At 32.2% G+C, this 16,580-nt stretch carries 15 protein-coding genes; 5 read left to right on the top strand and 10 right to left on the bottom strand.

Annotation, left to right across the window (positions count from 1 at the left end):
- Positions 1-35 precede the first annotated feature (35 nt).
- From VK164_RS09930 to panC, 3 genes are read right to left on the bottom strand one after another with little or no spacing between them, the layout of a single operon-like run.
- Entirely contained in the window at positions 36-974 is a 939-nt protein-coding gene (locus VK164_RS09930) for a lysylphosphatidylglycerol synthase transmembrane domain-containing protein (RefSeq protein WP_324209188.1), read from the bottom strand.
- Positions 975-999: 25 nt separating this feature from the next.
- The gene (gene panD / locus VK164_RS09925) at positions 1,000-1,350 is read right to left on the bottom strand and encodes an aspartate 1-decarboxylase (RefSeq protein WP_026725939.1); all 351 of its coding nucleotides are present in this window, start codon (positions 1,348-1,350) and stop codon (positions 1,000-1,002) included.
- Positions 1,351-1,363: 13 nt separating this feature from the next.
- On the bottom strand, positions 1,364-2,212 hold the full coding sequence (gene panC / locus VK164_RS09920) for a pantoate--beta-alanine ligase (protein ID WP_324209187.1): 849 nt from the start codon (positions 2,210-2,212) through the stop codon (positions 1,364-1,366).
- 107 nt (positions 2,213-2,319) lie between these two features.
- Here panC and VK164_RS09915 point away from each other — a divergent pair, with 107 nt between their 5' ends.
- From VK164_RS09915 to VK164_RS09895, 5 genes are all read left to right on the top strand, one after another.
- Positions 2,320-3,126: a glycogen/starch synthase gene (locus VK164_RS09915; RefSeq protein ID WP_324209186.1), complete on the top strand. Its 807-nt coding sequence runs from the start codon at positions 2,320-2,322 to the stop codon at positions 3,124-3,126.
- A gap of 1 nt (position 3,127) precedes the next feature.
- Positions 3,128-4,858, top strand: a complete 1,731-nt coding sequence (locus VK164_RS09910) for a DUF4270 domain-containing protein (protein ID WP_324209185.1) — start codon at positions 3,128-3,130, stop codon at positions 4,856-4,858.
- Positions 4,859-4,864: 6 nt separating this feature from the next.
- On the top strand, positions 4,865-6,712 hold the full coding sequence (gene glmS, locus VK164_RS09905; RefSeq protein WP_324209184.1) for a glutamine--fructose-6-phosphate transaminase (isomerizing): 1,848 nt from the start codon (positions 4,865-4,867) through the stop codon (positions 6,710-6,712).
- A 152-nt stretch (positions 6,713-6,864) separates the two neighbouring features.
- Complete coding sequence (atpD, locus tag VK164_RS09900) at positions 6,865-8,376, top strand: F0F1 ATP synthase subunit beta (protein ID WP_166235144.1); 1,512 nt, start codon at positions 6,865-6,867, stop codon at positions 8,374-8,376.
- 72 nt (positions 8,377-8,448) lie between these two features.
- Positions 8,449-8,730 (top strand): F0F1 ATP synthase subunit epsilon, encoded by a 282-nt coding sequence (locus VK164_RS09895; protein ID WP_324209183.1) that lies wholly within the window; start codon positions 8,449-8,451, stop codon positions 8,728-8,730.
- Between the two features lie 68 nt (positions 8,731-8,798).
- Here the strand turns inward: VK164_RS09895 and VK164_RS09890 are convergent, their stop codons facing one another.
- The 7 genes from VK164_RS09890 to VK164_RS09860 all read right to left on the bottom strand — a co-directional run bounded on the left by VK164_RS09890 (position 8,799) and on the right by VK164_RS09860 (position 16,571).
- Positions 8,799-9,524: a sulfite exporter TauE/SafE family protein gene (locus VK164_RS09890; RefSeq protein ID WP_324209182.1), complete on the bottom strand. Its 726-nt coding sequence runs from the start codon at positions 9,522-9,524 to the stop codon at positions 8,799-8,801.
- Positions 9,525-10,601, bottom strand: a complete 1,077-nt coding sequence (hypD, locus tag VK164_RS09885) for a hydrogenase formation protein HypD (protein ID WP_324209181.1) — start codon at positions 10,599-10,601, stop codon at positions 9,525-9,527. It abuts the gene before it with no gap.
- Positions 10,602-11,228: an FKBP-type peptidyl-prolyl cis-trans isomerase gene (locus VK164_RS09880; protein ID WP_324209180.1), complete on the bottom strand. Its 627-nt coding sequence runs from the start codon at positions 11,226-11,228 to the stop codon at positions 10,602-10,604. It abuts the gene before it with no gap.
- Between the two features lie 11 nt (positions 11,229-11,239).
- Complete coding sequence (gene hypF / locus VK164_RS09875) at positions 11,240-13,495, bottom strand: carbamoyltransferase HypF (RefSeq protein ID WP_324209179.1); 2,256 nt, start codon at positions 13,493-13,495, stop codon at positions 11,240-11,242.
- A 6-nt stretch (positions 13,496-13,501) separates the two neighbouring features.
- Complete coding sequence (locus VK164_RS09870; RefSeq protein WP_324209178.1) at positions 13,502-14,011, bottom strand: HyaD/HybD family hydrogenase maturation endopeptidase; 510 nt, start codon at positions 14,009-14,011, stop codon at positions 13,502-13,504.
- Positions 14,012-14,079: 68 nt separating this feature from the next.
- Entirely contained in the window at positions 14,080-14,817 is a 738-nt protein-coding gene (cybH, locus tag VK164_RS09865; protein ID WP_324209177.1) for a Ni/Fe-hydrogenase, b-type cytochrome subunit, read from the bottom strand.
- Positions 14,818-14,834: 17 nt separating this feature from the next.
- On the bottom strand, positions 14,835-16,571 hold the full coding sequence (locus VK164_RS09860) for a nickel-dependent hydrogenase large subunit (RefSeq protein WP_324209176.1): 1,737 nt from the start codon (positions 16,569-16,571) through the stop codon (positions 14,835-14,837).
- Positions 16,572-16,580 lie beyond the last annotated feature (9 nt).

The following is a 16,580-nucleotide window of genomic DNA, read 5'->3' as shown; positions in this document are numbered from 1 at the left end:
AATAGTTTGGTTAAATGGAGTAGCAATTTACTAATTTATTTCTTATTTAATACGGGTAAAAGTAAATAAGATAATAAACCAAGAAAAATGGTTAAAAGTGTTTGAGAAGTCCAAATTAACCAACCAAAAGCTACACTTATATTATTTGAAATACCATATAATGAAAAAATCATAGCAATGGCTAGTGGATAAGCACCAAGCCCACCATTTGTAAAACCTACAGCAAGTGTGCCGAAAATAAATCCCATTACAACGATATCAAAACTAATATTCGACGTTTCTGGTAAAGCGAAAATAGTCACATAAAACATAATTAAGTATGAAAACCAAATAAAAAATGAATGAAAAATGTAATTCCATTTATCTTTCATTTTCAAAATACTTTGCATACCTTCAATTAATCCAGCTAATTTTTGTTTTAGTTTTAAAATAATTTTCCATTCTGCGTAAATCCAAACTAAAATGAATAAAACAAACACTAAGAAACCCGCAATTGAAACCCAAATTAAAGTTTCAAATTTCACATTTTTTTCGAGTAAAAAGGAGTAAATTTTATCATACTGAGAAATAAATCCAACAGTAACAAAAAGCAAAAAGATTAGCATGTCTACAATGCGTTCAGCAACTATGGTTCCAAATGCTTTATCAAAAGGTACATTTTCGTATTTTTTAAGTAAAGCAGCTCTAGAGATTTCACCCGAACGCGGAATAGTTAAATTGACTAAATAAGAAACGCAAACCGTCATCAAATCATTTTGAAATTTAGTTTGATAACCTAAATGTTGTAGAGCATATTTCCAGCGATAAGCTCTTGACCAATAGCCAAAAAGAGCTACAAAAAGCGATAAAAAAACATAAAAATAGTCAGCTTTTATGAAACTGATTTTAATTTTTTCTAATTCATAAGTGGTTAATGTCGTAAATTGGTAATAGATTATTCCTATTCCAATAAGTAATGGAATAATTAAGCTCAAAAATTTACGAATAGGTGTTTTCAAACTACGTTAAAGAGTTGTCTTTTTCGTTAGGAAAAACTAAAGTTGGTTTGAATTTTTTTGCTTCTTCAAAGTCCATAATTCCATACGAAATAATGATAATAATATCGCCTCTGTGTACTTTTCGAGCAGCGGGTCCATTTAATGTAATTTCGCCAGTATTTCTTGGCCCTTTGATGGCATACGTTTCTAATCGTTCACCATTATTGATGTTAACGATTTGTACTTTTTCGCCTTCTATAATGTTAGAAGCTTCCATTAACGCTTCGTCAATGGTAATGCTTCCTATATAATTCAAATCGGCACCTGTTACGGTTACTCTATGAATTTTCGATTTTACTACTTGAATTTGCATGATGCAAAGGTAATTAATTTAGTGAAATATTATCTATTAATCTGATATTCTCAATGAAAATGGCGATAAATCCGCGATATTTTTTGTCGGATTCTTTTTCAGAAATAGGTAAAAGCGTTGTTTCGTCAGCAATTTCAAAATACTCTAGTTGAAAATCAGTATGTTTTTTGAATTCATCTTCTACATATTTTGTAGTTTCTTCAGTAGAATGTGTTTGGAAAAAATCTTTAGCAGCAAGTAAAATTTGGTAGATAATTGCTGCTTTTTCTTTTGCAATGACTGACAATCGTTCATTTCTTGAGCTCATTGCTAAACCATTTGCTTCACGATGGATAGGGCATCCAATTACCTCAACCGGAATGTTATATTTAGTAACTAATTTTTTTACAATTTGTAATTGCTGAAAATCTTTTTCGCCGAAATAAGCTTTGTTCGGTTTAACAATTTCGAAAAGACGTTTCACAATAGTTCCTACTCCGTCAAAATGTCCTGGTCTGTGTTTGCCTTCCATTTGATTTTCCAAACCATCGTAATTGAAACTTTCAGAAACGGTATTTCCTTCATAAATATCGGCTACTTCTGGAGCATACACTATAATATTGTTACTCAAATCTTGCATGATTTGCACATCGCGATCTAAGGTTCTTGGATATTTATTTAAATCTTCTGCGTTGTTAAATTGGGTAGGATTTACAAAAATACTCATCACCGTTACATCGTTTTCAGAAAGTGAATTTTTCAGTAACGATAAGTGTCCATGATGCAGTGCTCCCATTGTTGGAACAAATCCTATTGATTTATTTTGATTAATTAATGGGCTTAAAAAAGCACTTAAATCAGACTTTTTGTTAAAAATGAGCATTTTGATAACGGTTAATTGAGATGCAAACTTACTATTTTAGTGGATAAATCCATAAAATTTTGTAATTTTGCAAGGTTTTTTAAAACAATAATTAACTAGAATACATTATGGAAGACAAGAGGATATTGTATGTATCATCTGAAGTGGTGCCTTATTTAGCTGAAAACGAAGTGTCGTTACAGTCGTATGAAATGCCTAAAATGATTAATGATTTAGGAGGTCAAATACGAATTTTTATGCCTAGATATGGTAATATTAACGAGAGAAGACATCAATTGCATGAAGTTATCCGTTTATCAGGAATGAACTTAGTGGTCAATGATATGGATATGCCTCTAATTATTAAAGTAGCTTCAATTCCTAAAGAAAGAATTCAGGTTTATTTTATTGATAATGATGAATATTTCAAAAGAAAAGCAACTTTTTCTGACGAAGAAGGTGTTTTGTATCCAGATAATGATGAAAGAGCTATTTTCTTTGCAAAGGGAGTAGTTGAAACGGTTAAAAAATTAAATTGGGTTCCTGATGTTATCCATGTTCATGGATGGATGGCAGCTTTATTACCTGTATATTTAAAGCATTATTATAAAGATGAAGGAATTTTTGCAGAGACAAAAATTATATCTTCGGTTTATGAGCAAGGTTTTAAGGGTAAATTAGATGTTAATTTATTGGATAAAATATTGTTTGATAACATTTCAAAAGATGTTGTTGATGTGATTGAAAATCCAACGTATGAAAACATCATGAAGCTTTCAGTTATGCATTCAGATGCTGTTGTAATTGGGTCGGAAGTACTCTCTCCAACTTTAACAAAATTTATAGAAAGTTCAAATAAACCTTTTTTACCTTTCGGCACTAAAGAAAACATGAAGGAAGTTTATCCTTTATTTATTAAGAATCAAGTTTTATAATATGAAAAATAGTTTGATAAGAATAACTGCAATTGTTTTAGGATTATTTAGTTTAGTATCTTGTGATAAAGATTTTAATTCAATAGGCTCTGATGTTTTAGGTGATGATCACTTTGATTTAGATAAGTATGAAGTACAAAATCTTGTGGCATATACAAAAGCAACAGGTGCGGTTCAATCAAATAATTTGCCGGTAAATGCATTAGGGATATATGAAAACCCTGCTTTTGGTACTACAACTGCGCATTTTGTAACCCAATTAGAATTAACAAGAACATATAACGAACCAGAAAAGATTATAGGTGAAAATTTTACATTTAGCTCAACGGATTCAGTGTATTTGTATGTTCCTTATTTTGCTACAGATACTGAAGTTGTTGACGAGAACACTAAATTAAAAATTTATGAACTTGATTCAATTTATGGAGATATAAATACAACATTTGATTTAAAGATATATGAAAATGGATATTATTTAAATGATTTTAGCGCAGCTGATGATTTCCAAAATAGTCAAAAACATTATTCAGATGAAATGAATAAGTTTGATTCAAATCTTGGAGCTCAATTAAATACAAGTTCTGATATTTATCAAAATACAAGTTTTAAGTTTAATAGTAATGAAATAGTTTTATATAAATCTAAATTATTAGATAACGGAACATATGTTTACGTTGATGAAGATGGGGAAACTCTAAGTAGTCAAAGCGATATTACTGTAAGGATAATAAAAGAGAGGATGAATCCAGGAATGTGGATAAATTTAGATAAAAATATTTTAAAAGACAGAATTCTAGAAGCATCATTAGATGGAAAATTATATAATAATAATGTTTTTAAGGAATATTTTAAAGGTCTTTATTTTAAAACTCAACAAACATCTGCAGGAGCAGGAGCCATGGCGATGTTGGATTTTTCAAAAGGATATGTTGTAATTCAATATCATTCTGATATAACTACTACAGATAGTGAAGGAAATGTAACAACAACTAATGCTAAAAGAAAATTAAAATTAACATTTGGAGGAAATACGGTCAATTTATTAAATCATTCAAATGCAACAAGCTACCAAAACTCATTAAATGGTTCTAATAATATAATTGGAGATAATAGATTGTATATTAAAGGGAATAATGGTTCAATGGCTTTTATAGATTTGTTTGGGGCTGATGATAGTGATCCAGACGACATTCCTGAAGAATTAGAAAGTTTAAGAGCTAATAATTGGTTGATAAACGATGCCTTTTTAATTTTTTATGTAGACAAAACTGCAATGAGTAATTCATCAATTTCTGAACCAAATAGAATTTTACTTTTTGATGCAACAAATAATAAACCATTACTAGATTATTCAATTGATACATCTGTGAGTTCAAACTCAAAATATAATAAGTATAATTATGGAGGAATAGTTGAGTTAGAAGATGTTGAAAATGGAAGGGCAATTAAATATAAAGTTAGAATAACCAACCAGATTAGAAACATAATTAATAGCGAAGATGAAGATTTAAATAAAAATATTAGGCTTGGGTTATGTGTAACTGAAAATGTTAATTTGTCTAGTAATGCATATTTAAAAACTCCAATATCAATTAATGGTGATGAGGTAAAATTTACACCTATTGGTAATGTCATGAACCCATTAGGAACTATTTTATACGGTAATAATGTTGCTCCAATTGATGAAGCAAAAAAATTAAAATTACAAATATTTTACACCAAACCTAATTAATATTATATGTGTGGAATTGTAGGTTATATAGGTCATAGAGAAGCATATCCTGTAATCATAAAAGGATTACACAGATTAGAATATAGAGGTTATGATAGCGCAGGTATTGTGCTATATGACGGAAAAGATTTAAAATTATCAAAAACCAAGGGAAAAGTTTCTGACTTAGAAGTAAAAGCAGAAAGGGAGAAAACAACTATTGGTAAAATAGGGATGGGTCACACACGCTGGGCCACACATGGAGTTCCTAATGATGTTAACTCACACCCGCATTTTTCTAATTCAGGGAAATTAGTAATTATACATAATGGAATCATTGAAAATTATGAGCCATTAAAACAAGAATTAATTAAAAGAGGTTATACTTTCAAATCTGATACAGACACAGAAGTATTAGTAAATCTGATTGAGGAAGTTAAGAAAAAAGAAAATTGTAAGCTTGGAAAGGCAGTACAAATTGCATTAAACCAAGTAATTGGAGCTTATGCGATTGCGGTAATTGATGTTGAGAAACCAGATGAAATTATTGTTGCGCGTTTAGGAAGTCCATTAGCAATTGGAATTGGTGAAGATGAGTTTTTCATTGCATCAGATGCAACTCCATTTATCGAATATACTTCAAATGCTATTTATTTAGAAGATGAAGAAATGGCAATTGTGCGATTACACAAGCCATTAAAAGTTAGAAAAATCAAAGACGATTCACTGGTTGATCCTTACATTCAAGAACTTCAATTAAATCTTGAGCAAATTGAAAAAGGCGGTTATGATCATTTCATGATGAAAGAAATCTATGAACAACCTAGTGTAATCAAAGACACTTACAGAGGAAGACTTTTGGCAAATAAAGGAATTATCCAAATGTCAGGTGTTGAGGATAATTTAGAAAAATTCTTAAATGCAAAACGAATTCTAATAGTTGCTTGTGGAACCTCATGGCACGCAGGATTAGTCGCAGAATACATTATCGAAGAATTCTCAAGAATTCCAGTAGAAGTAGAGTACGCATCAGAGTTTCGTTATAGAAATCCAATCATTAATAAAGATGATGTAGTTATTGCAATTTCACAATCTGGTGAAACAGCTGACACGTTAGCGGCAATCAAATTGGCTAAAGAAAATGGAGCTTTTGTATTTGGAGTTTGTAATGTAGTAGGTTCGTCAATTTCTCGTGAAACTCATGCGGGTGCATATACACACGCTGGTCCAGAAATCGGAGTAGCTTCTACAAAAGCATTTACAACACAAATTACTATTCTTACTTTGTTGGCACTACGTTTAGCAAAAGCTAAAGGAACAATGAACAATTCGGATTACCAACGCTATTTATTAGAGTTAGAATTAATGCCAGAAAAAGTTCAAGAAGCATTATCAACAAATGAAGTGGCAAAACAAATTGCCGAAATTTATAAAGGCGCAACTAATTGTTTATACTTAGGAAGAGGTTATAACTTCCCAGTGGCTTTGGAAGGAGCTTTAAAATTAAAAGAAATTTCATATATCCATGCAGAAGGGTATCCAGCAGCAGAAATGAAACACGGACCAATTGCATTGATTGATGAGCATATGCCGGTTATTGTAATTGCACCTAATAAAGGACATTATGATAAAGTGGTAAGTAATATTCAAGAAATAAAATCAAGAAGCGGAAAAATTATTGCTGTAGTTACTAAAGGTGATACACAAGTAAGAGCTTTAGCTGACCATGTTATTGAAATCCCTGAAACAAATGAGCCATTTACACCATTATTAACTACAATTCCATTACAATTATTATCGTATCATATTGCAGTTTTAAGAGGTTGTAACGTGGATCAACCTAGAAATTTAGCGAAATCTGTAACGGTAGAATAATATTTTAAAAGCGAAATTGTGAAATTTCGCTTTTTTATTGTAAAAAATTCAAAAAATATATTGCAAAATTGTTTTAGAAAAAACTATCTTTGCACACGAAAAAATATATCTTTTTTTCAACATTAATTAGCTATTAAATAAATACATAAGCAATGTCTAGAATCACAGGAAAAGTTGCACAAATTATCGGGCCAGTTGTTGACGTCGTGTTTAATGATGCAAATGCTGAATTACCTAAAATTTACGATTCATTAGAAATCACTAAAAAAGACGGTACTTTATTAGTACTTGAAGTTCAATCTCACATTGGTGAAAACACTGTACGCACCATTTCTATGGACTCTACAGATGGTCTAGCAAGGGGTGTTGAAGTAGTTGCTACTGGAGCACCTATTCAAATGCCAATCGGAGGAGAAGTTTTTGGTCGTTTATTTAATGTAATTGGTGATGCAATTGATGGTTTAGGAGATTTACCTAAAGCAGGTGCAAGTGGTTTACCAATCCACAGACAAGCTCCAAAATTTGAAGACTTGTCAACTTCTACTGAAGTTTTATTTACAGGTATTAAAGTAATCGACCTTATTGAGCCTTATGCAAAAGGAGGAAAAATTGGATTATTTGGTGGTGCTGGAGTAGGTAAAACAGTATTAATTCAGGAGTTGATTAACAATATCGCAAAAGGTCACGGAGGTTTATCAGTATTCGCAGGAGTAGGTGAAAGAACTCGTGAAGGAAATGATCTTTTAAGAGAGATGTTAGAATCTGGAATTATTAAATATGGTGACGATTTCATGCACTCTATGGAAAATGGAGGATGGGATTTAGCTAAAGTTGATAAAGAATTAATGAAAGATTCGAAAGCTACTTTCGTATTCGGACAAATGAATGAGCCGCCAGGAGCTCGTGCTCGTGTTGCACTTTCTGGATTAACAATTGCAGAATATTTCCGTGATGGAGCTGGAGACGGACAAGGGAAAGACGTACTTTTCTTCGTGGACAACATCTTCCGTTTTACACAAGCAGGTTCTGAAGTATCGGCTTTATTAGGTCGTATGCCTTCTGCAGTAGGTTACCAACCTACATTAGCAACAGAAATGGGTGCAATGCAAGAGCGTATTACTTCAACTAAAAAAGGATCAATTACATCTGTACAAGCGGTTTACGTACCTGCGGATGACTTAACTGACCCTGCACCAGCAACAACGTTTGCTCACTTAGATGCAACAACAGTATTGTCTCGTAAAATTGCAGAGTTAGGTATTTATCCAGCTGTAGATCCATTAGATTCTACTTCTCGTATCTTAACTCCAGAAATTTTAGGAAATGAACACTATGCATGTGCTCAAAGAGTAAAAGAGATACTTCAAAAATACAAACAATTACAAGATATCATCGCCATCTTAGGTATGGAAGAGTTATCTGAAGATGATAAATTAGCAGTATCAAGAGCGCGTCGTGTGCAACGTTTTTTATCTCAACCATTCCACGTAGCGGAGCAATTTACAGGTATTCCTGGGGTTTTGGTTGATATCAAAGATACTATCAAAGGATTTAACATGATTATTGATGGTGAGTTAGATCATCTACCAGAAGCAGCGTTCAACCTTAAAGGTACTATCGAAGAAGCTATTGAAGCTGGACAAAAAATGTTAGCAGAAGCATAATAACTAGTAATCAGTTATCAGTAGCAGTTGGCACTAACTGAGACTGAAAACTGAGACTGAAAACTAATAAAAATGATTTTAGAAATAGTATCGCCAGAAGCTACATTATTTAAAGGAGAAGTTACTTCGGTATCGGTTCCTGGTATTAACGGTGAGTTTCAAATGCTAAATAATCACGCACCTATTGTTTCTTTATTAGGAAAAGGGAATGTGAAAATTAATGCTCAAAATATTAAAATTGAAAAAGAATTTGTTTCTAAATTCAATAAAGTAAATGAGCAAACATTTTGGTTGCCAATTAGTTCGGGTACCATTGAAATGAATGAAAACAAAATTATTGTTTTAGCTGATTAAGTAAAGACAATAGATGTATAAAAAAAGTCCTGCAATTTTGCAGGACTTTTTTTATACAAATTACATCTCTACCATTGAAGATAATTTTCGATAATTACTTTAAATCCAAAAATAATGCAGAGAATTGAGGAAATAATTATTAAGGAATATTTTAATTTGTAAGAGCCTAGAATCTTTTTAGAGAAAGGTAAACTGAACAATCCAGAAGCTAACAGCATTCCTATAATAGATCCTATTCCAAAAATTAATATATACAATAATCCATCAAATGCCGACTTCATTTGAGACAATATTAATACTACTAAAGCGCCACTTCCTGCTAAACCATGTACCAATCCTACTCCAAATGCAGCTTTAAAATTTGTAACGTTTTCTTGGTGTTCATGTGAAAAAATATCTATTGGATGTGAGTGAGTGTAAGTATGTGTGTGTAAATGACTATGCTTAGTTCCATCTTTATGAGTGTGTTCATGGCTGTGTGAATAGGTGTGGCTATGCGTGTTTTTTTTGAATAATTTGAATAATCTATATATACCTAAAATTACGAGCATTAATCCAACACAAGCTTCTAAATAACTAAATATTTTTTCATGGATAATTAATTTAAAACCAATCATTAATATACCAATAAAAAAAATTGTTAGTGTATGGCCAATTCCCCAATATATACCGTCTTTAATTGCTTCTCTAATTTTATTTCGGTTTGAGACTAAATTATTTACTGCTAGTAAATGATCAACTTCGAATGCATGTTCTAAACCAGCATAAACTGTAATTAATATTTCTCCAATCATTTATAGATAATTAAAATAAGCAGCACAAGCTCCTTCAGATGAAACCATAGGCGCTCCAAGAGGATTAGAAGGATTGCATTTTTTCCCAAATTCTGGGCACTCATGAGGTTTTTTCTTACCTCTTAAAATTTCTCCAGCTATGCAATTTTTATCGGTTTTATAATCGGTTATTTTGATAGAAAATTTGACATTGGCATCATATATTTCATAACATTTACGCATCACTAATCCGCTGTCTTCTATTTTACCAACACCTCGCCATTCTTGTGTTCCGATTTCAAAAACCTGATTTACTATTTCTTTAGCTTTTACATTTCCTTCCTCTTTTACCAAACGCTTGTATTGATTTTCGACTTCATATTTTTCGTTTTCCAATTGTAATACCGCGTGGTAAATCGCTTGAACCATGTCGGCAGGTTCAAACCCAGAAACTACAATCGGAATTTTATATTTTTTGGCAATCGGATAATATTCTTCTAATCCCACAATCGTACAAACATGGCCCGCGCCTAAAAAGGCATCAATCGTACAAAATTCATCCGATAAAATCGCTTCCATAGCAGGTGGAACCAAAACGTGAGACACTAATAATGTGAAATTAGTTAACCCTAATTTTTGCGCATGAACCACTGCTAAAGCATTACTCGGAGCTGTAGTTTCAAACCCAACAGCAAAAAAAACAACTTCTCTATCAGGGTTTTTAGCGGCTATATTTATGGCTTCTAAAGGTGAATACAAAATACGCAAATCTCCACCCTCTGCCTTAGCCTGTAACAAACTTATCGATGAACCTGGTACTCGAATCATATCTCCAAATGAACACATAATCACGCCTTGTTTCATTAATTCAATCGCTTTGTCAATCAGCGAAATGGGTGTTACACAAACTGGACAACCCGGACCGTGAATCATCGTAACTTCTTTCGGAAGTAAATCCAACAATCCGTTTTTTACCAACGAATGTGTTTGTCCACCACAAATCTCCATGATGTTCCATGGTTTTGTAACGATCTTGTTTATCTCCGATATATAATGCTTTACCAATTCGGGATTTCGATATTCGGAAAGGTATTTCATCTAAACGATATTTAATAGTTCAATAATAAAAATTAGTGTAGAATTTGGCTGAATCATCGGTGGTGCACCAATTTCACCATAAGCCAATTCGTGTGGAATCGTAACTCGCCAACGCGAACCTACTGGCATCAATTGCAATACTTCTTGCCAACCTTTGATAGTTTGAGAAATTTTCATCTGTTGCGGGCCAGAATCTTTTGTAGAGTCAAAAACATTATTATTTAATAAGTATCCTTCATAAATCACACTGACTGTATCAGAAATCGCTGGAATTCTTCCTGTTCCTTTTTCCATAATTTCATATTGTAAACCACTTTCTAATGTTTTTACACTTGATTTTTCGGCATTTTTCATTAGAAAATCAGTACCAATTTTTGCATTTTTAACTTTCAATTCTTCTTGTAAAAGTGCCACATAATTATTGAAAATTTCGATAGAACGCTTTGGAGAAATTTTCGCACTTGCATTATCCAAAATCGACTGCATTCCTTCTACAAAATCTTCGTATTTCAACTCTTCAAATCCGATGTCTTTTAGACTCATTGCTAAAACAACTCCTGTTGAATAGGAGATTTTATCTTTTTCTTCAGTTTTACCAACATGTCCTAATAATTCTAAAATATCCATAGTTTTATTTTTTATAAATTTAAGTAATAATTCAATTGACCAAACGATATGTTTTCATCATTTGGCGATAGAACTTCATGGAAGTGTAATTTGTATTTTGATTTTAAATTATTTATTATCAAATCAATAAGTACAGAATTTTGAAAAACGCCACCACTAAAAGCTAACTCCTCTGCGTTTGAAAAAGTTGCCATCTTTTCAATACATTTAATCAATGTAAAATGAAAATCCAAAGCAATTTCTTCAATATCAATTTTAGTTTGAACTTCATTTATAATATTTTGTAACAATTTTTTTATTGAGACACAATCTGAAACCAATTCGTTTTTCAAATAATCTTTTGGTAAATAATTTTTATCTAAGGCTTTTTGAGCTAACTTTTCGACATACATTCCAGCTTCACCTTCAAAAGAAATCAGATTTTCATATCCCAACACAAAAGCAACCGCATCAAATAATCGCCCCATTGAAGATGTTTTTATTGATGCATTTTCGATTAATTTGGTGTAGATTTTCCATTCGTTTTCATCAAAATATTTTTGAAAAACAACATCATTTTCACTAATAGAAAGTGCTGAAATTATAGGGTTTTTCGACATCTTATTTCCTAAAATCCATGAAAAATAGTTCAAATGAGCTATTCGAGTGATTTTCTGGTTTTGATAATGAAAAAATTCGCCACCATAAATTTCATCTTCTGTTCCAAATCCAATACCATCCCATACAATTCCCATTATTTTCTTATCGGAATTCCAAAGATTTTTTTCACCTAAAATTGCAGCAAAATGAGCTTCATGATGTTGTACTTTCACGATTTTAGAACTCGGAAATTCTGCAATCTTTTTATTATTTTCATAATTTGGATGTTTATCAGCTACAATAACTTCAGGTGAAAAACTGAAAATATTTTGATATTTTTTTATGGTTTTTTCAAATCGATTAAACGTATCATAATTTCCTAAATCGCCAATATATTCACTAACATAACATTGATTGTTAGGCATAATAGCTACCGTATTTTTCAAATCGCCACCTAAACACATAATTTTTTGAGTATTATTTTTAGGTTTCTCAAATAAATAATTCGGAGCAAACCCACGCGAACGACGCAACACTATTTTTTGTTGATTTTGACTTGAAAATTTTATGACTGAATCGTCTTGAGGATGTTGAATTTGCATGGAATTGTGCAGAAAATAATCAGCAATTGGTTTCAATAAACTTATGGCTTCCGCTTCATCGGAACAAATTGGCGAACCATGAAAATTTCCGCTCGTTGCAATCAAAGGTTTATTGAAAAAATGAGATAGCAAGAATAAAGTTCCCGAATTGGGCAACATTGCACCAACCGTTTCTAAATTAGGTGAAATTTGTTTCAATGCTAAATCGTTTTGCTGTTTTACATTCAAAATAACAATCGGCGCCTCAGTTGATTTTAAATGATTTTCTTCGATTACTGTACAATTCAAATAGCTTGAAAGTTGAGAAAAATTTGGGAATAAAACCGCAAATGGCTTAGTGGGACGTTTTTTTCTATCGCGCAATTTTTGAACTGCTTCCGAATTCGTGGCATCACACATCAGTAAATATCCTGCGGTATTTTTTACGGCTACAATTGCGCCTTGATGCAGTTTTTCAGAAATTACTTCGAAGATTTGTTTATTTGAACCAGAAAATGCAATTCCTAAATTATCTGTAAACAAAATCTGGATACCACAACTAGGGCAAGAATTGGTTTGTGAATGAAAACGAATGTCGTTCGGATTGGTGTATTCTGCTTTACAATTCGGACACATTTTGAAGACATTGATACTCGTGTTTTCTCTTTCAAAAGGAAATTCTTGAGTAATCGAATAGCGTGGACCGCATTGTGTACAAGTTGTAAATGGATATAAATAGCGTGGATTTTTAGTGTCTAAAATTTCAGTTTTACACGATTCACAAATCGCAAAATCTGGCGTTAATGGTAAATCAATTACAATATTTTCTTTGGTTGGTTTGATGAAAAATGAATCGAATTGCTCTTTTATTTCAATTTCAGAAACTTTAATAGAATGAATTAGAGCACTTTTTGGAGGATTATTTTTAATAATATTTGAGAATTCTGAAACCAATTCAGGCTTTCCTTGAACCAAAATAATTACACCAAATTCATCATTTGATACACAGCCTTTCAAAAACATTTTTGTAGCTAAATTGTAGACAAAAGGTCGAAACCCAACGCCTTGCACTCTGCCCGAAATTGTTATTTGAAAAGAAGTATTCAAAGGAAATTATTGGTTTCTTAATTGGGTTATTAATTTAAGAATTTCTTCGGTTACTTTTTCAATTGCAGCATTCACTTTTGGAGAAAGTTGCATGAACATAGGCTCCATTTTAGAAATTGTAATAGTATAAAGATAAATTTCGGGCATTGTATTAAACATAGTTAAAATTTCAACCATATCTTTTAGTCCGAAATTATGACCACTTAAAGCGATAGGAAAATCATTAGAAAATTTGGGTTTTAAAAGGGTAATTGTTCCTTCTTCTTTTCCGTCCATTGTAGCGTCAACTATAATAACTTGTTTGTGATTTTCGATATACGGAATAAGTGTAAATCCACCTGTTCCACCATCTATGAAAGAAATTTTATCAGGAAATTTTTTAGCATCAATTTGGTTTATAAAATGCACACCTACACCTTCATCTCCCATCAAATAATTCCCAATTCCTAAAACTAAAATATCATTTCCGTCGGAATGAAATTCGTCTATTTTATGTTTTATTATTGTCTCTTCCATAGCATTTAAATTTAATAGCTAAATTCAATAATCGAAAAAAATTCCCTGATTTCCAGGGAATTTTTAAGTTAATTATTTTTTTTAGTGGTTTCTTCTTCTGTTGTTGATTCGCTGTTAAGTCTTTCTGAGCGTACAAATTTGTAGCCACTTATCATTGAAGACGATTCGCCTCGGCTTTCTAACCAATCGTGGAAAAAAACTAGATATACATGAATTACTGAGAATAAAATAAATCCCCACATAGTAATATGATGAATAGTCCTGATGATTAAATCTCCTCCAAAAAATTCAGGAACCCAAGCAAACATTTTTGGGAAAAACCATGTTGCAGTTGGAGCATACATTCCAAATCCTGTTAATATCATTAATATTGCCATAATGAACATAATTAAATAGGATACCGCAGCAATATTGTTATGTCCAACACTAATATTTTTAAAGTCATATTCTTTTTCTCTTTGTAGAAAGATGTCATATTTGATAATATGCCACATTTTGGAAAACCCTTTTTTATTAAAAGGGAAGAATACGCGCCAACTAGCATATTTATTACCCATAAAAGCAAAATAAACCCTCATAATAAGAACCGCTACCATTATATATGCAAACATAAAATGTATTTTACGGATTTCTCCAAACCAGAATTGATTCGTAGCTTCATTAGTTGATATAATTCCAGGAGGATAAGCAATTAGAAAGCCAGTAATTATTAAACCTAATATACTAAATGCATTTGCCCAATGAAATATTCTTATGGGTAGTTCCCATATATATGCTCTTTTATAATTGTCTGTTGGTGTTGTCATAATACTATGTTTTAGTATTAAATTGTACAAGTTGTAATATTGTTAACCTCTTTAATTATTTCTCCTTTTTCGTCATATAAGTGAACGGCACAAGCAATACATGGATCAAAAGAGTGAATAGTTCTAATAATTTCCAAAGGTAATTCAGGATTAGCTACAGGAGTGTTCAACAATGTAGCCTCATAAGGTGAACGCTGCCCTTTAGGGTCTCGTGGTGAAGCATTCCAAGTTGAAGGAACTACTTGTTGGTAATTTTCGGTTTTTCCATCTTTGATTACAATCCAATGGCTTAAAGCTCCTCGAGGTGCTTCTACCATTCCAACCCCTTTAGCTTCTTTTGGCCAAGTGGAAGTTTCCCATTTTTCCATATTAGCCATTCGAGTATCACCATTTTTGATATTAGTAATTAAATTATCAAAAAATTCAAGATTCCAATTTGCAACTAGTTGTGTTTCTAATGCTCTTGCTGCTGTTCTTCCTAAAGTTGAAAACAATGCTGCTGCAGGGACATCTAATTTAGTTAACGTTGCATCTACAATTTCTTTGTATTCTTGTCTTCCAGAAGCATAACCTACTAGCATTCTTGCAAGAGGTCCAACTTCCATTGCTTGGCCTTTCCATCTTGGTGTTTTGATAAAACTATACTTTTGATTTACATCTAAATGAGAATATGGAGGTTTTGGACCAGTATAGTTGATTTTAGTTTCGCCACTCCAAGGTTGTCTTCCAGTATTTCCATCACCTTCATAATCGTACCAAGAATTGTTAACATATTCTTCCACTGTTTTTAAATCTCTTAGGTCTAAATCATGAACTTTAGATAAATCTTTATTTAAAATTACACCTGAAGGAAATTTAAAAGTATCCTTATTAGTATTGTTGTATCCTTGCATTGGGAAATCACCAAAAGTCATAAAGTTGTGAAATCCTCCAATTGCACCCCAATCTTTATAAAAACCGGCAATAGCTATCACATCAGGGATGTATACTTGCTCAACAAAACGTTTTCCGTCTTCCAGTAATTGTCTAACATGCGCTAAGCGTTCAGTATTTAATCCGCTTGCGTCATCTAAATTTACAGCACATGCCATACCTCCAACTAAGAAATTAGGATGTGGATTTTTTCCTCCAAATATAGCATGGACTTTTACAATCTCTTTTTGCCATTCTAATGCTTCTAGATAATGTGCGGTTGCCATTAAATTTGCTTCTGGAGGTAATTTCATGGCTGGATGACCCCAATACCCATTAGCAAAAATTCCTAATTGACCACTTTCTACGAATTTTTTCAATCTTTTTTGTAAATCAGAAAAATATCCTGGGGAACTTTTTGGCCAATTTGAAATGGATTGTGCTAATTGTGAGGTTTTTACAGGATCTGCATTTAATCCACTAACCACATCTACCCAATCAAAGGCATGTAAATGATAAAAATGTACAACGTGATCATGTAGATATAGAGCACCAAGCATTATGTTTCTAACCATTTCCGCGTTTGGAGGAACAACAATTCCTAAAGCATCTTCAACAGCTCTTACTGATGTTGTTGCGTGAGTTGCTGTACAAACACCACAAGTTCTTTGAACAAACGCCCAAACATCTTTAGGATTTCTGCCTTTTACAATATTTTCTAAACCCCTAACCATAGTAGAAGATAAGAAAGCTTCTTTTATAGTTCCGTCAGATATTTCAACTTCTGCTCTCAAGTGTCCTTCGATTCTTGTGATAGGATCAACTACTATTCTTTCTGCCATTTTATTTCT

The sequence above is a fragment of the Flavobacterium sp. genome (genome assembly GCF_035299005.1).
Taxonomy (GTDB): domain Bacteria; phylum Bacteroidota; class Bacteroidia; order Flavobacteriales; family Flavobacteriaceae; genus Flavobacterium.
This window is presented reverse-complemented; position numbering and strand designations above follow the sequence as displayed.

Bases quoted from the DNA above. Each gene is read 5' to 3' on its own strand.
- panC (WP_324209187.1), bottom strand. From the start codon at position 2,212: ATGCTCATTTTTAACAAAAAGTCTGATTTAAGTGCTTTTTTAAGCCCA.
- hypD (WP_324209181.1), bottom strand. From the start codon at position 10,601: ATGAAATACCTTTCCGAATATCGAAATCCCGAATTGGTAAAGCATTAT.
- VK164_RS09910 (WP_324209185.1), top strand. From the start codon at position 3,128: ATGAAAAATAGTTTGATAAGAATAACTGCAATTGTTTTAGGATTATTT.
- cybH (WP_324209177.1), bottom strand. From the start codon at position 14,817: ATGACAACACCAACAGACAATTATAAAAGAGCATATATATGGGAACTA.
- VK164_RS09860 (WP_324209176.1), bottom strand. From the start codon at position 16,571: ATGGCAGAAAGAATAGTAGTTGATCCTATCACAAGAATCGAAGGACAC.
- VK164_RS09880 (WP_324209180.1), bottom strand. From the start codon at position 11,228: ATGGATATTTTAGAATTATTAGGACATGTTGGTAAAACTGAAGAAAAA.
- glmS (WP_324209184.1), top strand. From the start codon at position 4,865: ATGTGTGGAATTGTAGGTTATATAGGTCATAGAGAAGCATATCCTGTA.
- panD (WP_026725939.1), bottom strand. From the start codon at position 1,350: ATGCAAATTCAAGTAGTAAAATCGAAAATTCATAGAGTAACCGTAACA.
- VK164_RS09890 (WP_324209182.1), bottom strand. From the start codon at position 9,524: ATGATTGGAGAAATATTAATTACAGTTTATGCTGGTTTAGAACATGCA.
- VK164_RS09915 (WP_324209186.1), top strand. From the start codon at position 2,320: ATGGAAGACAAGAGGATATTGTATGTATCATCTGAAGTGGTGCCTTAT.
- VK164_RS09870 (WP_324209178.1), bottom strand. From the start codon at position 14,011: ATGGAAGAGACAATAATAAAACATAAAATAGACGAATTTCATTCCGAC.
- VK164_RS09895 (WP_324209183.1), top strand. From the start codon at position 8,449: ATGATTTTAGAAATAGTATCGCCAGAAGCTACATTATTTAAAGGAGAA.
- atpD (WP_166235144.1), top strand. From the start codon at position 6,865: ATGTCTAGAATCACAGGAAAAGTTGCACAAATTATCGGGCCAGTTGTT.